Source organism: Mesorhizobium sp. M7A.F.Ca.MR.362.00.0.0 (assembly GCF_004023175.1).
In the GTDB taxonomy this organism is placed as follows: domain Bacteria; phylum Pseudomonadota; class Alphaproteobacteria; order Rhizobiales; family Rhizobiaceae; genus Mesorhizobium.
The window spans coordinates 1,842-16,936 of sequence record NZ_RZTF01000025.1; the positions used below are offsets into that span (position 1 = coordinate 1,842).

11 protein-coding genes and 1 pseudogene (1 of these 12 only partly in view) are annotated in these 15,095 nt (G+C 63.2%); 7 read left to right on the forward strand and 5 right to left on the reverse strand.

Annotation, left to right across the window (positions count from 1 at the left end):
• A pseudogene (locus EOC06_RS44980) lies at window positions 1-519 on the forward strand (glycosyltransferase) (it extends 575 nt beyond the left edge of the window).
• 18 nt (window positions 520-537) lie between these two features.
• Here EOC06_RS44980 and EOC06_RS05870 read toward each other — a convergent pair.
• Together EOC06_RS05870 and EOC06_RS05875 are read right to left on the reverse strand one after the other, a co-directional pair.
• Window positions 538-1,560 (reverse strand): phosphoribosyltransferase family protein, encoded by a 1,023-nt coding sequence (locus tag EOC06_RS05870; protein WP_127267653.1) that lies wholly within the window; start codon window positions 1,558-1,560, stop codon window positions 538-540.
• 52 nt (window positions 1,561-1,612) lie between these two features.
• Complete coding sequence (locus EOC06_RS05875) at window positions 1,613-3,109, reverse strand: lipopolysaccharide biosynthesis protein (RefSeq protein WP_128307310.1); 1,497 nt, start codon at window positions 3,107-3,109, stop codon at window positions 1,613-1,615.
• Window positions 3,110-3,294: 185 nt separating this feature from the next.
• Here EOC06_RS05875 and EOC06_RS05880 point away from each other — a divergent pair, with 185 nt between their 5' ends.
• From EOC06_RS05880 to EOC06_RS05905, 6 genes are all read left to right on the forward strand, one after another.
• Window positions 3,295-4,467, forward strand: coding sequence for a glycosyltransferase (locus EOC06_RS05880; RefSeq protein ID WP_128307311.1), 1,173 nt, complete (start codon window positions 3,295-3,297; stop codon window positions 4,465-4,467).
• A gap of 40 nt (window positions 4,468-4,507) precedes the next feature.
• Window positions 4,508-5,503, forward strand: a complete 996-nt coding sequence (locus EOC06_RS05885; RefSeq protein WP_128307312.1) for a glycosyltransferase family 2 protein — start codon at window positions 4,508-4,510, stop codon at window positions 5,501-5,503.
• The gene (locus EOC06_RS05890; protein ID WP_127321007.1) at window positions 5,503-6,453 is read left to right on the forward strand and encodes a glycosyltransferase family 2 protein; all 951 of its coding nucleotides are present in this window, start codon (window positions 5,503-5,505) and stop codon (window positions 6,451-6,453) included. Before EOC06_RS05885 ends, EOC06_RS05890 begins: the two co-directional genes overlap by 1 nt.
• Window positions 6,443-7,411 (forward strand): glycosyltransferase family 2 protein, encoded by a 969-nt coding sequence (locus EOC06_RS05895; RefSeq protein WP_127269744.1) that lies wholly within the window; start codon window positions 6,443-6,445, stop codon window positions 7,409-7,411. The genes EOC06_RS05890 and EOC06_RS05895 overlap by 11 nt, the downstream gene beginning before the upstream one ends.
• 74 nt (window positions 7,412-7,485) lie before the next feature.
• Window positions 7,486-8,382, forward strand: coding sequence for a UTP--glucose-1-phosphate uridylyltransferase (locus EOC06_RS05900; RefSeq protein WP_127269746.1), 897 nt, complete (start codon window positions 7,486-7,488; stop codon window positions 8,380-8,382).
• 225 nt (window positions 8,383-8,607) lie between these two features.
• The gene (locus EOC06_RS05905) at window positions 8,608-10,995 is read left to right on the forward strand and encodes a polysaccharide biosynthesis tyrosine autokinase (RefSeq protein WP_127395427.1); all 2,388 of its coding nucleotides are present in this window, start codon (window positions 8,608-8,610) and stop codon (window positions 10,993-10,995) included.
• A gap of 76 nt (window positions 10,996-11,071) precedes the next feature.
• Here the strand turns inward: EOC06_RS05905 and EOC06_RS05910 are convergent, their stop codons facing one another.
• The 3 genes from EOC06_RS05910 to EOC06_RS05920 all read right to left on the reverse strand — a co-directional run.
• Window positions 11,072-11,830 carry a metallophosphoesterase family protein gene (locus EOC06_RS05910; RefSeq protein ID WP_128307313.1) on the reverse strand — a complete coding sequence of 253 codons (759 nt, stop codon included), beginning with the start codon at window positions 11,828-11,830 and terminating at the stop codon, window positions 11,072-11,074.
• A 246-nt stretch (window positions 11,831-12,076) separates the two neighbouring features.
• Window positions 12,077-13,159: an acyltransferase gene (locus EOC06_RS05915; RefSeq protein ID WP_127269155.1), complete on the reverse strand. Its 1,083-nt coding sequence runs from the start codon at window positions 13,157-13,159 to the stop codon at window positions 12,077-12,079.
• 113 nt (window positions 13,160-13,272) lie between these two features.
• On the reverse strand, window positions 13,273-15,095 hold a 1,823-nt coding region (locus tag EOC06_RS05920; protein WP_245469353.1), incomplete at its 5' end, for a propionyl-CoA synthetase.

Consider the following 15,095-nt stretch of genomic DNA (forward strand, 5'->3'; position numbering starts at 1 on the left):
GAGGAAAAGGGGTTCGAGCTCGCGGTGCGGATTGCCGGCGCCTGCCGCGAAATTCCATTCCTGTTCGTCGAAAGCTGGAAGCTCGACGACGATCACCGGGCGCGGATCGAACAGACGATCGCTCCCTTGGGCAATGTCGTCCTGGAGAGCCGCACCAGCGACATGAAGACGGTCTATGGCCGCACGAAGATCCTGCTTGCTCCCAGCAAGTGGGAAGAGGCCTGGGGCCGCGTCGCGTCGGAGGCCCATTGCAGCGGAATCCCCGTTGTCGGCTCGCGGCGCGGCGGTCTGCCCGAAGCGATCGGCTCCGGTGGCGTGGTGCTCGATTATGATGCACCGCTGGCCGACTGGGTCGCGGCCGTCAGGCGGCTGTGGAACGACGACCAGGAATATGACCGGCTTTCCAGCCTCGCCCGCAGCTTCGCCGAGCGCCCGGAACTCGATCCCGATCGCCAGTTCATCACCTTCTTCTCGATACTGGACAGGGCCATGCAGCAGCGCGCGCGACAGGCGGCCTGACGGCGCCGCCTGAGCAGGTCAGGCCGGGCGCTTGACCCGGCTTTTCAGCGTCTCGTAGCCGCGGGCGCCAAGCAGCGCGCGGGCAATGGTCTTGGCGGCGCTTTTGCGGCCCTCTTGCGACTTGATCTGCCGCAGCCTTGCCGGCAGGTTCCTGGCCGCCTGACCAAGTGCCGGCAGCGACAGCGTGTTGGGAAAGCTGACCATATGCGTTTCGACGCACAGCACCGGCTTGCCTGACAGTTCGGTGATCCTCAGCGCCTGTTCGTGCTCGCTCTCGATGAACAGGATGGCATCGGACTTGCGGTAGAAATCCGCCTTGAAACTGCCATGCGCGCCGAGCCGTTGCCGTTCCGCCTTGCTCGGCAGGTCGAGCATGATCAACTGGTCGTATTTGATCTCATGCTTGGCGAGCCATGCCTCGGTGAGCGCGCGGTATTTCTCCAGCCGGCTGGTGACCAGCCAGCCGATCCTGTGGGTCGCGACATGGAGCGGCCGCGCTTCGCTGAGGAATTTTTCATAGGCCGGGCCGTCGTCGTTTTCCGCCTCTGTCGGATCGAGGCACAGCACGCCGTCAATGTCGACGCAGCATTGCGCCAGGAATTTGTGATGCATGAAGTTCCACTGGAACATGCGCGGATGCGGCACGACTTCGAAGACGAGGTCGGTTTCCTGGTGCTGGGGCTCAAGGCCGAACACGGCGGCAAAGGTGAACTCCGCCTTGATGCCCGCAGCCTGGATGCGGGCGCGTGCGTCACGCATGGCGTTGCCGCCGGCGACGCTGTCGTCGATCACCAGCACCTTGCGCATCTCGGAAACCTTGCGGTCGAGAGCGGCACGGCGCTTGGTGACGCCAGACGTATAGATACGCCCTTCCAGGAAGCTGTCGAGATCGGTCATCGGGATGTTCGCGGCAAGGCTGACCAGCGTCGCTGCCAAAACGCCGCTTCTCGGCACACCGACCACCAGGTCGATGTCGCGCGGCAGCCGGTGCAGGCCCCTGACAATGGCGTCGTTCATATCGGAGATCGATCGGTAGTGCATGGTTCAGACCTGGTCCTGGAGGAGATGTCCGTAGCAGTCGAAGACGCCCAAATTATTGCGCTTCGCGCGCCGCCGCCGCAGGCAGCCTTGCCGGCAGCATCTTGAGGGCCTCGCGCAAGGCTTCGCGGCCGGAGGCGAATGCCAGTGCGATGACGATGGTGATGAGGTAGGCGAGCACGGCGCCGCTGGCCAGGGCGACGACATGCTGCTGCGGCAGCGCTGGCTTGATGAACCAGATGCCGGCCAGTGCCAGATGGGCGCCAAGCACGAACGGCGTTGCCGCGCGAAGTACATGGTGCGCCTGAAGCGGCCCGCTCTTGCCGACATAGAGCCACAGGAACGGCGTCCGCAGATATTCGCTGATCGCATAGGCGATCGCCACGCCCAGCGCGCCATAGGGCAGGCCGAGCATGAAGGCCAGCACCGACGTCACGGCCGTTATGATGCCCCAGCGCATGAAATCGCCGGAGCGGCCCTGGCTGACGAAAAGCCACCCCGCCGGATTGTTGAGCGGCTGCAGCAGCCCGGCAAAGCCGAGCGCCAGGAAAATCGAGGCGCTTGCGCGCCATTGCTCGCCGAGCACGAAGGGGATCAGCACATCCGACATCGCCGTGGCGAAGGCGACGCCGGGAAGCGCCACCAGCAGGATCAGCGGCATGACGCGCAGGTAGGCGCTGCGGTAGCGATCCGGCTCATCCTTCAGCCTCGAAAGCGCCGGAACCATCACCTTCGACAGCGGGTTGGTGATCTGGCTCAGCGGAAACAGAAGCAGCTTGTAGGCGCGGTCATAGAGGCCGAGTTGCGCCTCGCCCCAATATTTGCCGATCAGCACATTGTCGAGGTTGCGGGCAAAGAAATTGGCGAAGTTGAAGCCGGTGATGCCGGCGCCGAAATTGATCAGCTCGCCGATGCCGGCGACCTTGCGCGGCAGGCCCGGACGCCAGCGCGAGCTCGCCCAATAGCAGAGCGTCGGCAGCACGGCACCGGTCAGCGTGCCGGCAAACAGGGCCCAATAGGAGCGATCGATAAAGGTCCAGGCGATCGACACCGCAAGCCCGGCAATGGCACTGGCGACGTCGATGACGGCCAGCCGGCCGAACTGCATGCGGCGCGTCAAGAGCGCCAGATGCTGGGCGCCCAGCCCATAGGCCATGATCTGCAGCCCGAACGCAGCCACCAGGCCCGTCACGCGCGGCTCGCCGTAGAAGGCGGCAACCAGCGGCGCCGCACCCGCAAGCACGCAAGCCAGGATCGCGCTGACCGCGACATTGATCCAGAAGAGGTAGTTCACCTCCTCATGCCGGATGCCCGACTTCTGGATCGTCGCCTGGGTCAGGCCGAAATCCTGGAACAGGGCGATAAAGGCAAGCACCGGCGCGCACATCGCCACGACACCGAAATCCTGTGGCGACAACAACCGCGACAAGACGATGACGGACAGGATCTGTGTCGCGACCCGCACCGTTTGCGCCATGGCCGTGACAACCGCGCCGCGCCCAACCGATTTGCGCAAGGAGCCTTCTGGCGGATCGAATGCATTGGCTTCCAAATTCAGGATTCCTGATTTTTTACGTTGATTTCCGAGCCCGAAAATCCACGACCGCCGCCGACCACAAACTACGGCAATAATTTTGCAGTGCAACAGAAAACGTGGACCGCCGCACCAAAAATGTTGCGATGCAGCAAGACCTGTACTAGCATTCCCTCGGGTGGGCCAACAGCGGTCGAGTTTTTATGCTGCATGTCTTGTACCTTGTGCACGACGTTTCCGACCCGGCGGTGCGCCGGCGGATCACGATGCTCAGGGCAGGTGGGGCCCAGGTCACTTTGGCCGGCTTCCGTCGCACCGCGAATCCGATTGCGGATATCGAGGGACTGCGGCCGATCGACCTCGGCGCGACGCGTGACGGGCGATTCGGCCAACGCCTCGCGGCCGTCGCCAAAGCAGCCGTTTCGATAGGCTCGAAGCTTGGTGGTATGCCAAAACCGGATCTCATCATCGCGCGCAACCTGGAAATGCTGGCGCTTGCCCGCCGCGCCAGGTCAGCCTTCGGTGCATCGGTTCCGATCGTATACGAGTGCCTCGACATTCATCGGCTTGTGCTGCGCAACGATATCCTGGGCAAGGCGCTGCGCGCCACCGAGCGCTTTCTGGCCAGGGATGTGAAGCTGCTGGTGACCAGTTCTCCTGCCTTTATCGCCAATTATTTCAAGCCGTTCGGCCAGGTTGCGGCACCCATCGAGCTGGTCGAAAACAAATATTTCGAGGCCGCGACGATCTTGGCCGGCGCTCCGGAGACTGAAGAGAGCCCGGTCGGTCCGCCATGGCGGATCGGCTGGTTCGGTGCGCTGCGCTGCCGACGCTCACTCGAGCTGCTGGCCGATTTCTCCCGCCGCATGGAGGGCCGCTTCGAGATCGTGCTGCGCGGACGTCCGGCTTTGTCGGAATTCCCTGACTTTCACGGCTTTGTTGAAGCCGAGCCGTGGCTGTCGTTTCTCGGGCCCTACCGCAATCCGGAAGACATGGCGGCGATCTACAACGATGTCCATTTTTCGTGGGCGATCGATTTCTTCGAGGCGGGGCAGAACTCCGAATGGCTTCTGCCCAACCGGCTCTATGAAGGCTGCCGTTTCGGAGCGGTGCCGATCTCGATGGGCAACACCGAGACCGGGCGGTTCCTCAAACAGCAGGATATCGGCGTGCTGTTGCCGCAGGCGTCGCCCGAAGCGCTCGAAGCCGTGCTCGGCAAGATGGAAGAGCATCGCTTCGCCAGGCTGAAGGAGCGCGTTCTGGCCCGCAATCCGAGGACCTGGAGCTACGATCGCAGCGATTGCCGGGCGCTTGTCGAGCGGCTGCGCAGCCTGACGGCCGTGCCCGGCTCCTTTGCCGCCGAGGCATTGGCATAGGATGGCCAAGGATGGACAGAGGCAAGATGGACAGAGGTTGATGACGCAGACGGACAAACCCTCATCCAGCCTGATCGTCATTCCGTGCCTGAATGAAGCCGCCCATATCGGTGCGCTGCTCGATCAATTGCGGCCCGCGGCCGCCCGGCTTGGCGCCCGGATCATAGTCGCCGACGGCGGCAGCACCGACGGCACGCTTTCCATCGTCGAGGATGTGATTGCCAAGGACCCGCGGGTTATCCTGCTCCACAACAAGCGGCGCATCCAGAGCGCGGCGATCAATCTCGCCGTCGGTACCTTCGGCGATGGTGCCGACTATCTCATCCGCATCGATGCGCATGGCGGTTATCCCGACGATTATTGCGACCGGCTGGTCGAGGAAGCCTTGGCCACGGGCGCGGATTCGGTTGTCGTTTCGATGCTGACCAGCGGCAGCGGTGCCGTGCAGAAGGCGGCCGCCGCGGCGCAGAACTCCAAGCTCGGCACCGGCGGCTCGAAGCATCGGCATCTTTCGCAGGGACAGTGGATCGATCACGGCCATCATGCACTGATGCGGATATCGGCATTCGGCGCCGTCGGCGGCTACGACGAAGCGTTCAGCCATAACGAGGACGCCGAGCTCGATTATCGCCTGCGCAAGGCGGGCTACAAGATCTGGATGAGTGGCAAGACGCAGATGGTCTACTATCCGCGCGCCTCGCTCTCAGGCCTCTATTTCCAGTATCTCGGCTACGGTCGCGGGCGTGCCAAGAATGTGCTGAAGCACCGCGTCATCCCAAAGATCCGGCAGATGGTGCCGCTGGCGGTCTTCCCGGTGGTTCTTCTTGCGGCCTTCTCCTTCGTGCATTGGATTGCGGCAGTGCCTTTGTTGCTGTGGGTGTCAGTGTGCCTGGGCTACGGACTGGTGACGGCTATCCGCCAGCGCAAGGCTGACGTTGCGCTGGCCGGTGTCTCGGCCATGGTCATGCATCTTGGCTGGTCGGTTGGCTTCTGGCTGCAGCTTCTCGGCCTCGGCTCGCGACGCGGAGTGGCCTGATGGCGGTGTCGGCAAAGAACCGCAGCATCGACATCGGCGTCTGCACGTTCCGCCGGCCGGAGCTGGCTGACACGCTGCGCTCGCTCGACGCGATGGAGATGCCGGCGGGATTCGATATCCGCATTATCGTCGCCGACAATGACGACACCCCGACGGCCCGTGACCTGGTGGCTGCGCTGTCGCGGGAATTGACGGTGCCGATCCACTATCGGCATGCCCCGGCGCGCAACATCTCGATCGCCCGCAATGCCTGCCTCGATGCGAGCACAGCGGATTTCGTCGCCTTCATTGATGACGACGAGACGGCCACGCCTCAATGGCTCGCCGAATTGGTCGCGATGGCGCAGCAAAGCGGTGTCGCCGTCGTGCTCGGCCCGGTCAGGGCGCGCTATCGCCCGGATGCGCCGGATTGGATGCGGCGCGGCGATTTCCATTCGACCTTGCCCGTCTGGGTGCGCGGCGAGATCCGCACCGGCTACACCTGCAATGTTCTGCTGCGGATGGGCTCGGACAGCCTGCGCGGCCGCCGCTTCAGCCTGGCGCGTGGCCAGACCGGCGGCGAGGACACCGAATTCTTCGACCAGATGCACAAGGCCGGCGGCCGCATCGCCTTCGCGCCCGAGGCGTGGGTCGACGAAGTGGTGCCGCGCTCAAGGGCGGCATTCGAATGGCTCGGCCGCCGCCGCTTTCGCGTCGGCCAGACGCATGGCCATCTCCTGGGCAGCAGCGCCAGCGGCATAGGCCTGGTCAAGCAGGTCGGCCTGGCCTCGGCAAAGGCCATCTATTGCTTCGCCTCGGCACTTCCGGTCGTCGTCAGTCCAGTCCGCAGGAACCGCAGCGTGCTGCGCGGCATTATGCATGTTGGTGTCGTCAGCGGCCTCGTCGGCATCCGCGAAATTCGCCTCTATGGCCAGCCGTCGCCACAGGAGGGAGGCAAGCGTGCAGCCTGACGTCAGCTCTGTCCCGGATGTTTCCTTCGTTATTGCCGCCTACAACGCCGAGGCGACCCTTGATCGGGCGATTGCCAGCGCCATCGCCCAGAAGGGTGTCAGCGTCGAAATCATCGTCGTCGACGACAAGTCGCGCGATGCGACGCTCGACGTGGCGCGGGCCTACCCCGGGGATATCGTCCGTGTCGTCGCCCTGGCCAGCAACCGCGGCCCCGGCGGCGCCAGGAATGCCGGCCTCGACGCCGCCCGCGGCAGATGGATCGCGGTTCTCGATTCCGACGACGCGGTCTTTCCCGGCCGGCTCGCGGCCATGATCGCTCGTGCCGAAAGCGCGGATGCCCAGATCGCCGTCGACAATCTGCAGGTCGTTCGCGAGGACGGCGTCATCGAGGACGCGATGTTTCCGCGGCAATATCTGGAAGGCTTGCGCGAGATTTCGCTGGCCACCTACATCGCCGGCAACGTCGTCTTCGAATCCAAGTTCAACCTCGGCTATCTCAAGCCGATCTTCCAGCGCGAGTTCCTGAACGAACACCGGCTTCGCTATGACGAAAAGCTGAGGATCGGCGAAGACTACATCCTGTTTGCCGGCGCCCTGGCCAAGGGCGGAAAATGCGTCGTCGAGCCCGATATCGGCTATGCCTATCATATCCGCAGCGGCTCCATCTCGCGCGTGCTCGAGCTTCACCACGTCGAAGCGATGCGCAGGGCGGATGCCGTGTTCGCTCAAACCCATCGGATGGATGAGGCCGCGCAGGCCGCGTTTGCACGGCGCGGCCGCAGCCTGCGCAAGGCGGCATCGTTTCTGTCACTGGTACAGCACATCAAGGCGCGGTCCCCGCTCAAGGCGATCCGGACAGCGCTCAGCGACCCGGCGGCGGTCAGGCATATGGGCATGCCGATCGCCGTGCGGTTGCGAAGAATGGCGGCACAATTTGCCGTTGGGGCGGGGAGGTGAAGATGCAGGCACATGGAGGGATTTTTCGTGGCCTGTGAATGGACTGAAGTCGATCTCCTCAGAAGGAATTTGCGATGAAGAAAATCAGGAAGGCCGTGATACCGGTGGCGGGGCTTGGAACAAGATTCCTGCCGGCGACCAAGTCGATGCCAAAGGAAATGCTTCCCGTGGTCGACAGGCCTGTCGTGCAATATGCGGTGGACGAGGCCTTCGAGGCGGGCATCGAGCACATCGTCTTCGTGACCGGCCGCAACAAGGCGGTGATCGAGGACTATTTCGACCTGCATCCGGAATTGATCGGCACCCTGGAGCAGACCGGCAAGAAGACCCAGTTGGAGGCGCTCGAAAGCATGCTGCCTGTGGCCGGTGCCACCAGCTTCATCCGCCAGCAATCGCCGCAAGGCCTCGGCCATGCCGTCTGGTGCGCGCGCGAGGTTATCGGCAACGAGCCCTTCGCCTTGCTGCTGCCGGACATGGTGTCCTTCGGCGGGCGCGGATGCCTCGCCGAAACCGTCGAGCTTTATGAGCGCACGGGCGGCAACGTGATCGCCGTCGAGCGTTGCGAACCGAGCGAGACCAACAAATACGGCATCGTTGGCCGTGGCGCCGAGATCGGTGGCGGTTTCGAGGTGACGGCCATGGTCGAGAAGCCGGCGCCGGCCAATGCGCCGTCGAATTTCTACATCAATGGCCGCTACATCCTGCAGCCCGAGATTTTCGCGCTTCTGGGCAATCAGCAGCGCGGCGCCGGCAACGAGATTCAATTGACGGACGCCATGGTTCGTCTGTCGAAGGATCAGTCGTTCTTCGCCCAGCCTTTTAAGGGTCGCATGTTCGACTGCGGTTCCAAGGAAGGGTTCATCCAGGCCAACATCGCCTTCGCGCTGGCGCGCGACGACATGAAGGGTCCGGTTTTCGAGATGCTTCAGGAGTTCGTCCGGTCGCATGAACGCCAGGAAGAAGCCGCATAATGCCCATCTTTCGGGAGCATGGTCAGATGGCCGGCGAAGAGGGGCCGGCAGGTTCTCGCCGTCTGGCACGACGCTTGCTTCGCTTCTGGCGATGCTCCCGATCTTCGAGGCGCCTGCAAGCCAAGGCATGATCCCGGAAAGTGGGTCCCGGTTTCCGGAAAAGATCATGTTGAAACAGTGAGATAGAGCCCATTGCGATGGACCGGCTCTAGAATTGGACCGAAGATGAATTATGCCAACTTTCCTCTCGACAAGAGGATGCCATTGCCGAATTCGGACGCAGGAGACGGCGAAGACTTCATCGATATCGAGCGGCTGCTTGGCATGGCCGCACGGCAGGCCAAGGTGGTTGCCGTGTGTGCCGTCATCGGTCTCTTCCTGGGCTTGCTCTATTTGCAGACGACGCCGCCTAAATATCAGTCGGTCGCCAGCGTGCTGATCGATGAGGGCTTGAACAAAATCGTCGACGACATTTCGGCGACGTCGACAACCATGCAGACCGATTCGGCGATCCTGAGCCAGATCGAGATCCTGACCTCGACGCGGCTTGCCGCCGTGGTCGTCGACAAGCTGAAGCTCGACCAGAACGACACATTCATGAATCCGCCCCAGTCGGCGCTTGCCCAAGGCATAGGCCTCATCCGCGGCCTGATCCAGTATGTCCGCCCCAGCTCTTCCATGCCGGGTGGCACTGACTTCAGCAAGCTCGACCCGGCCGCCCGCGATGCGCTGATCGCCACGTCGCGCCGCGACTACGCGATCCTCAAGCTGCAGAGCGAGGTGCGGGCAACGCGCATCGGGCGAAGCTACGTCATCGCGCTCGGCTATCAGGCGACGGACCCGGCCTTGGCAAACGCCATCACCAAGGCCTACGCCGATGCCTATCTCGCCGATCAGCTCGATGCCAGCTTCGATGCCACCGAGCGGGCTGCGGTCTGGCTGCAGGGCCGGTTGACGGAGCTGCGCCAGAGCTCGCAGGCAGCTTCGCTCGCGGTTGAGAAATTCAGGGCCGAACACGGGCTGGCCGCCAACAGCGATGGCCAGCTGATGAGCGACAAGCAGCTTTCCGACCTCAACGCCCAGCTTATCGTGGCGCAGGCCGACACCGCGCGCGCCAGCGCCCGCTACCAGCAGTACAAAGCCATTGTCGACAGCGGCTCCGAAAACGCCTTCAAGGATGCCGCCATATCGAGCGACCAGCCGAGCAGCTCGGTCATATCGGCGCTCAAGACCCGCTACCTCACGGTGGCCAAGCGTCTGCAGGACGTCGAGGCGAATTTCGGCCCCGAGCACCCGCAGGCGGTGGCTCTCTCCAAGGAGAAGGCCGACATATCGACGCAGATTTTCGGCGAGCTGAAGCAGCTGACCGAAAGCTATCGCAACGAATATGAGGTGGCGCAGGCACGCGAGACCGCGCTCCGGGCCAACGTCGCGGCCGCACAGGGCAAGAGTTCCGTCGACAACCAGACGCAAGTCAAGCTGCGTGAACTCGATCAGCAGGCGACGGCGCTCACCACGCTCTATCAGACATTCCTCGGCCGCTATGAGGAAGCTGCGCAACAGCAATCCTTCCCTGTCGGCAAGATCCGCATCATCTCCGACGCGTCGATGCCGATGGCGGCCTCGAGCCCGCGCACCATCGTCGTGCTCGGACTTTCGCTGGTGCTTGGCCTGCTGATGGGCGCCGGCTTTGGTGGGCTGAACGAGTTCAACGAACGCTTCTTCAGGACCGGCGAGGACGTGCGCGACCGCGTCAACCTGAAATTCCTCGGCTATCTCCCGACGATCGGCGGCAAGCTCGGCAAGGACGAAAAGCCGGGCGAGACCCAGGTAGACGCCAAGACCACCCAATCGCTGTCGGCGGCCGAAAGGCGGGCGCGCATGCGGGTCAGCATCGATTCTCCAGCCTCGATGTTCTCCGAAACGCTGCGCAGCGCCAAGATCGCCTTCGACGTCGTGATGGAAGGGCAAGGCAGCCGCGTCATCGGCGTCATCTCGGTGCTTCCCGGCGAAGGCAAGTCGACGGTCGCGGCAAATCTCGCCGGCTTGCTCGCCGCCAATGGCTCCAAGACGCTGCTGATCGACGGCGACTTGCGCAATCCCGGCCTCAGCCGGGGCCTTGGCATGGAAACCGAGCAGGGCTTGATGGAAGCGGTGGTCAGTGGCCAGACCTGGCAGTCCGTCGGCAAGATCGACAGGCAGACGAAGCTGGCGATCATCCCGGCGGTGCTGCGCGGTCACTTCTCGCATACCAGCGAACTTCTCTCCTCGGCCGGCATGCGACGCTTCATCGAGAACGCCAAGGAGACGTTCGAATACATCGTCGTCGATCTGCCGCCGCTCGGACCGGTGGTCGACGCCAAGGCCTTCGCGCCGTTGGTCGACGGTTTTGTCCTGGTCACCGAGTGGGGGCGCACCCCGCGCGCGATGGTCAGGTCGATGCTGGAATCCGAACCCTATGTCGCCAACAAGATCGTCGGCGCGGTGCTGAACAAGGTCGATTTGAAGAAACTGGCCAAATACGGATCGTTCGGCGGCTCGGAAAAATTCTTTGATAAATATTCGAGCTACTATCTGGAAAAGTCGGAAGTGCGCGGCAAGGCGCCGGTGTGACGTCGACCGTTGCGCGAGTGGACCCTCTCTGAAGTGTATCGATCTTCAGGTCAGCACACCTGAATATCGATGCGCGTCAAGAGAAGATCAGCCTGCCTTGCTTGTCGGCGATCCTGACGGCGGTCAGGCGTCCGCTCTGGAAGGCGGCTGTGTCGATGCCGAGCCGGCGCCCTTCGAGCTTCGGGACGTCCACCGGAGTATGCCCGTGCACCACCCAGCGGTCGAGCAGGTGCGTTGCCTCGAAGAAGTCCGAACGGATGTTGGTCAGGTCGTGGTCGGTTTGCGCCGCAAGGTCGACGCCGGGCCTGATGCCGGCGTGGACGAACACGAACTTCCGCGAACGGACCATGATCGGCAGCCCGCGCAGGAAGCTGACGTGATCGTCTGGAATGATCTCCCTTATGCGTCGGTCGATCTGCGCGCTGCTCCCGTAGAGGCGGGCGAGGCGCGCCGGATCGATGCCATAGGAAAACAGGGTTTGCAGGCCGCCCGTCGCCAGCCAGGGCTCGCGGGACAGATTTCCGTCGAGATAGTTCAGCATCGCCACTTCGTGGTTGCCGGCAAGACAAATGCGCTGAAACCCTTTCGGCGGCGGCGCCAGGAGGTGATCCAGCACCCGCGCCGACTGAAGCCCCCGGTCGATGTAGTCGCCAAGCATGACGATGATCTTGCGGCTCTGGAAGCGCAGCGAATCGAGCAGGATCTTCTGCTCCAGGGCACGGAGTTCCTTGTAGCAGCCATGCACGTCACCGATCGCATAGACGACGGCGTCCTGCATGTCGATATCGAGGCGCGGACGCGCGACGATGCGGGGTTTTCGCTGGAACAGGGACACGTGCGGGGCGTCTCGAGGCAAGCTCTCATACGGAAGGCATAAGTGCCTGTTATCATGCCCGAAACGGAGAATTCCGCAATCGTGGAAAATGCAGCCGCGCCGGGTCGGGACCGCAAATGCATGTCGCTCAGAAATGAGCTCGGTTTTGGGAGAACGATCTGTGGAAACAAAGGCCTGAAGCGGGCCTGAATCCGCTCAGGCGCGACATGCTTTATGTCGGCAGCCGGCCCGGTCTGCCGGATCGCGTCAGGCTGCTTTGAGCCGATAACGGAAAACGGTGTGGTCGAGCAGCAGCCGGATGCGTGGTTCGGCCTCGATCGCCACCAGCCAGCTTGCCGCGATCATCGTCGCGCCGACGACCGCCATCGAGAACAGATGTGGCAGACCGGCGCGAACCAGGATGCCGAGCAGGGCCGCGCCGACGACATCGTGCAGCAAGTAGAGCGGGTAGGTCATCAGCCCGATCCGGCGCCAGCCGCTCCAGGAGAGGTTGAGCCGCAGGGACCATGCCATCAGCGCGATGCCGATGAGGAAGATGAGGATCGGCGGCGCGAACGGCATATCCCGCCCGACCTTCAGGATATGAACGTCGACCGAACTGGCGATCTGCAGCACACCACCGGCCAGGAACAGGGCGCAGAAGGCAAGTCGGGCGCCTGTCACCGCCTTGAAGCGCATCAGCCACAGCATTACGCCGGTGGCGAAGAAAACGCCGTGATGCACCAGCAGCAGGTCGAGTGTGCGTGTTTCGGCAAGATCGGCCCAGCCGAGCGGGTAGTAGAGGCACCAGAACAACGTGCTGACCAAGCCGATGGCGACGGCCACAATCTCCATCAGATGGAAGCGGCCAAAGCTGAGCAGGATCCAGACGATGGCATAGAAGGCGATCTCGATGCCCAGCGTCCAGTAGACGCTGTCCACCCATGGCGCGTACGGAACGAACAGGCCGGTGCGTAGGAGCCTGATGACGGCATCGGTCGGCCAACTGAGCCCGACAAGCAGCAGCACCACCGCCGTGACCGGTGCGCAGATCCAGACCGCCGGCGCCAGCCGTTTCACCCTTGCTTCGAAAAACTGCAGGGGTGTCGACCTTTCGGCGCTGAAGGCGATGACGAAACCGCTGATGACGAAGAAGATCTGGACGCCGACCCAGCCGGATTCGACCCAGGCGCCTATTGCCGGCTGCGGGGGAACGCCGCCCGTCGCGCGCGCCGAAACACCGTCCGGATACGCCCACACCCAGAAGCCATAGTGGTAGACCATGACCATGACGGCGGCGAGAAAGCGCAGGATGTCTACGCCACCAAATGTAATCTTCTGCTGAGCCATGCGACCTTTGTCGATGTCCCCCCGCGAACGACTTTAGGGTGCATTGCTGCGTCGCACAATAAAAGTATTGCTTGGCGATCGAAAAGGTCGTCCGCGGCCCACCCTTCAGTGGCTCAAAGTCCGATTCCGCGTTCCTTCAAGGCGGCAGTGATCTCGTCGAGAATGACCGGATCGTCGATCGTCGCCGGCATGGTCCATTCTTCCTTGTCGGCGATCTTCTGCATGGTGCCGCGCAGGATCTTGCCCGAACGCGTCTTGGGCAGGCGCTTGATCGTCACCACCGTCTTGAAGGCGGCAATCGGGCCGATGCGTTCGCGCACAAGGACGACCACTTCATTCTCGATCAGGCCGACGTCACGCGTCACACCCGCATTCAACACCACGAAGCCCAGCGGAACTTGGCCCTTCATGGCGTCGGCAATGCCGATTACCGCGCATTCGGCGACATCGGGATGGGCCGAAAGCACCTCTTCCATGGCGCCGGTCGACAGCCGGTGGCCGGCGACGTTGATGATGTCATCGGTGCGAGCCATGACGTAGAGATAGCCGTCCTCGTCGACCATGCCGGCATCCGCCGTCTTGTAGAAGCCGGGGAACTCGTCGAGATAGGCTTGGCGGAACCGTTGATCGGCATTCCAAAGCGTCGGCAGGCAGCCGGCCGGCAGCGGCAGTTTGATCACCACATTGCCCAGCGTGCCCCGCTGCACCTCATGGCCAGCATCGTCGAGCACGCGGATGTCGTAGCCGGGCATCGGCACGCCGGGCGAGCCGTATTTCACCGGCAGTAGGCCAAGGCCGGCGGGATTGATCGTCATCGGCGAGCCGGTCTCGGTCTGCCACCAATGGTCGACCACAGGCACATTCAGCTTCTGCTCCGCCCATTTGATGGTTTCCGGGTCGGCGCGCTCGCCGGCAAGAAACAGCGTGCGGAACTTCGAGAGGTCGTATTTCGCAATGAACTCGCCCTTCGGGTCCTGCCCCTTGATGGCGCGGAATGCGGTCGGTGCGGTGAAAAGGGCTACGACACCATGCTCCGCTATCACCCGCCAGTAGGTGCCGGCATCGGGCGTGCCGACAGGCTTGCCTTCGAACAGGATGCTTGTGCAGCCATGCAGCAGCGGTCCGTAGACGATGTAGGAATGGCCGACCACCCAGCCGACATCGGACGCCGCCCAGAACACCTCGCCCGGCTTGACGCCGAACTCGTTTTCCATCGTCCATTTCAGCGCGACCATATGGCCGCCATTGTCGCGCACGATGCCCTTGGGCTGGCCGGTCGTGCCCGATGTGTAGATGATGTAGAGCGGATCGGTGGCCAGCACCGGCACGCAATCGACATTGGCGCCCGCTGCCCGTTCGCGGGCGACGGCATCGGCGTAGTCGATGTCGAAATGCTCCTTCAGCTCGCAGCGCAATTGGTCGCGCTGCAGGATCAGGCAGGCGTCCGGCTTGTGGCGGGAAATCTCTATCGCCTTGTCGAGCAACGGCTTGTAGGCGACGACGCGGCCTGGCTCCCGGCCGCAGGATGCCGAAATGATCAGCTTCGGCCTGGCGTCGTCGATGCGGGTGGCAAGCTCATGCGAGGCAAAGCCGCCGAAGACCACCGAATGCACGGCGCCGATGCGGGCACAGGCCAGCATGGCGATGGCCGCCTCGGCCACCATCGGCATGTAGATGATGACGCGGTCACCCTTGCGAATACCACGGTTCTTCAGCACCGAGGTGAGTGCAACCACCTCGCGCTTCAACTCGGCATAGGTGAACTTCCTGATCGTTCCCGTGATCGCGCTGTCATGGATCAGTGCGATCTGGTCGGCGCGCCCGTCGGCGACATGGCGGTCGATGGCGTTGTAGCAGGTGTTGCAGGTGGCGCCGGTGAACCAGCGGCCATAGACGCCGGCCGTGGCGTCGAACACCTTGTCCCAGGGCGAATTAC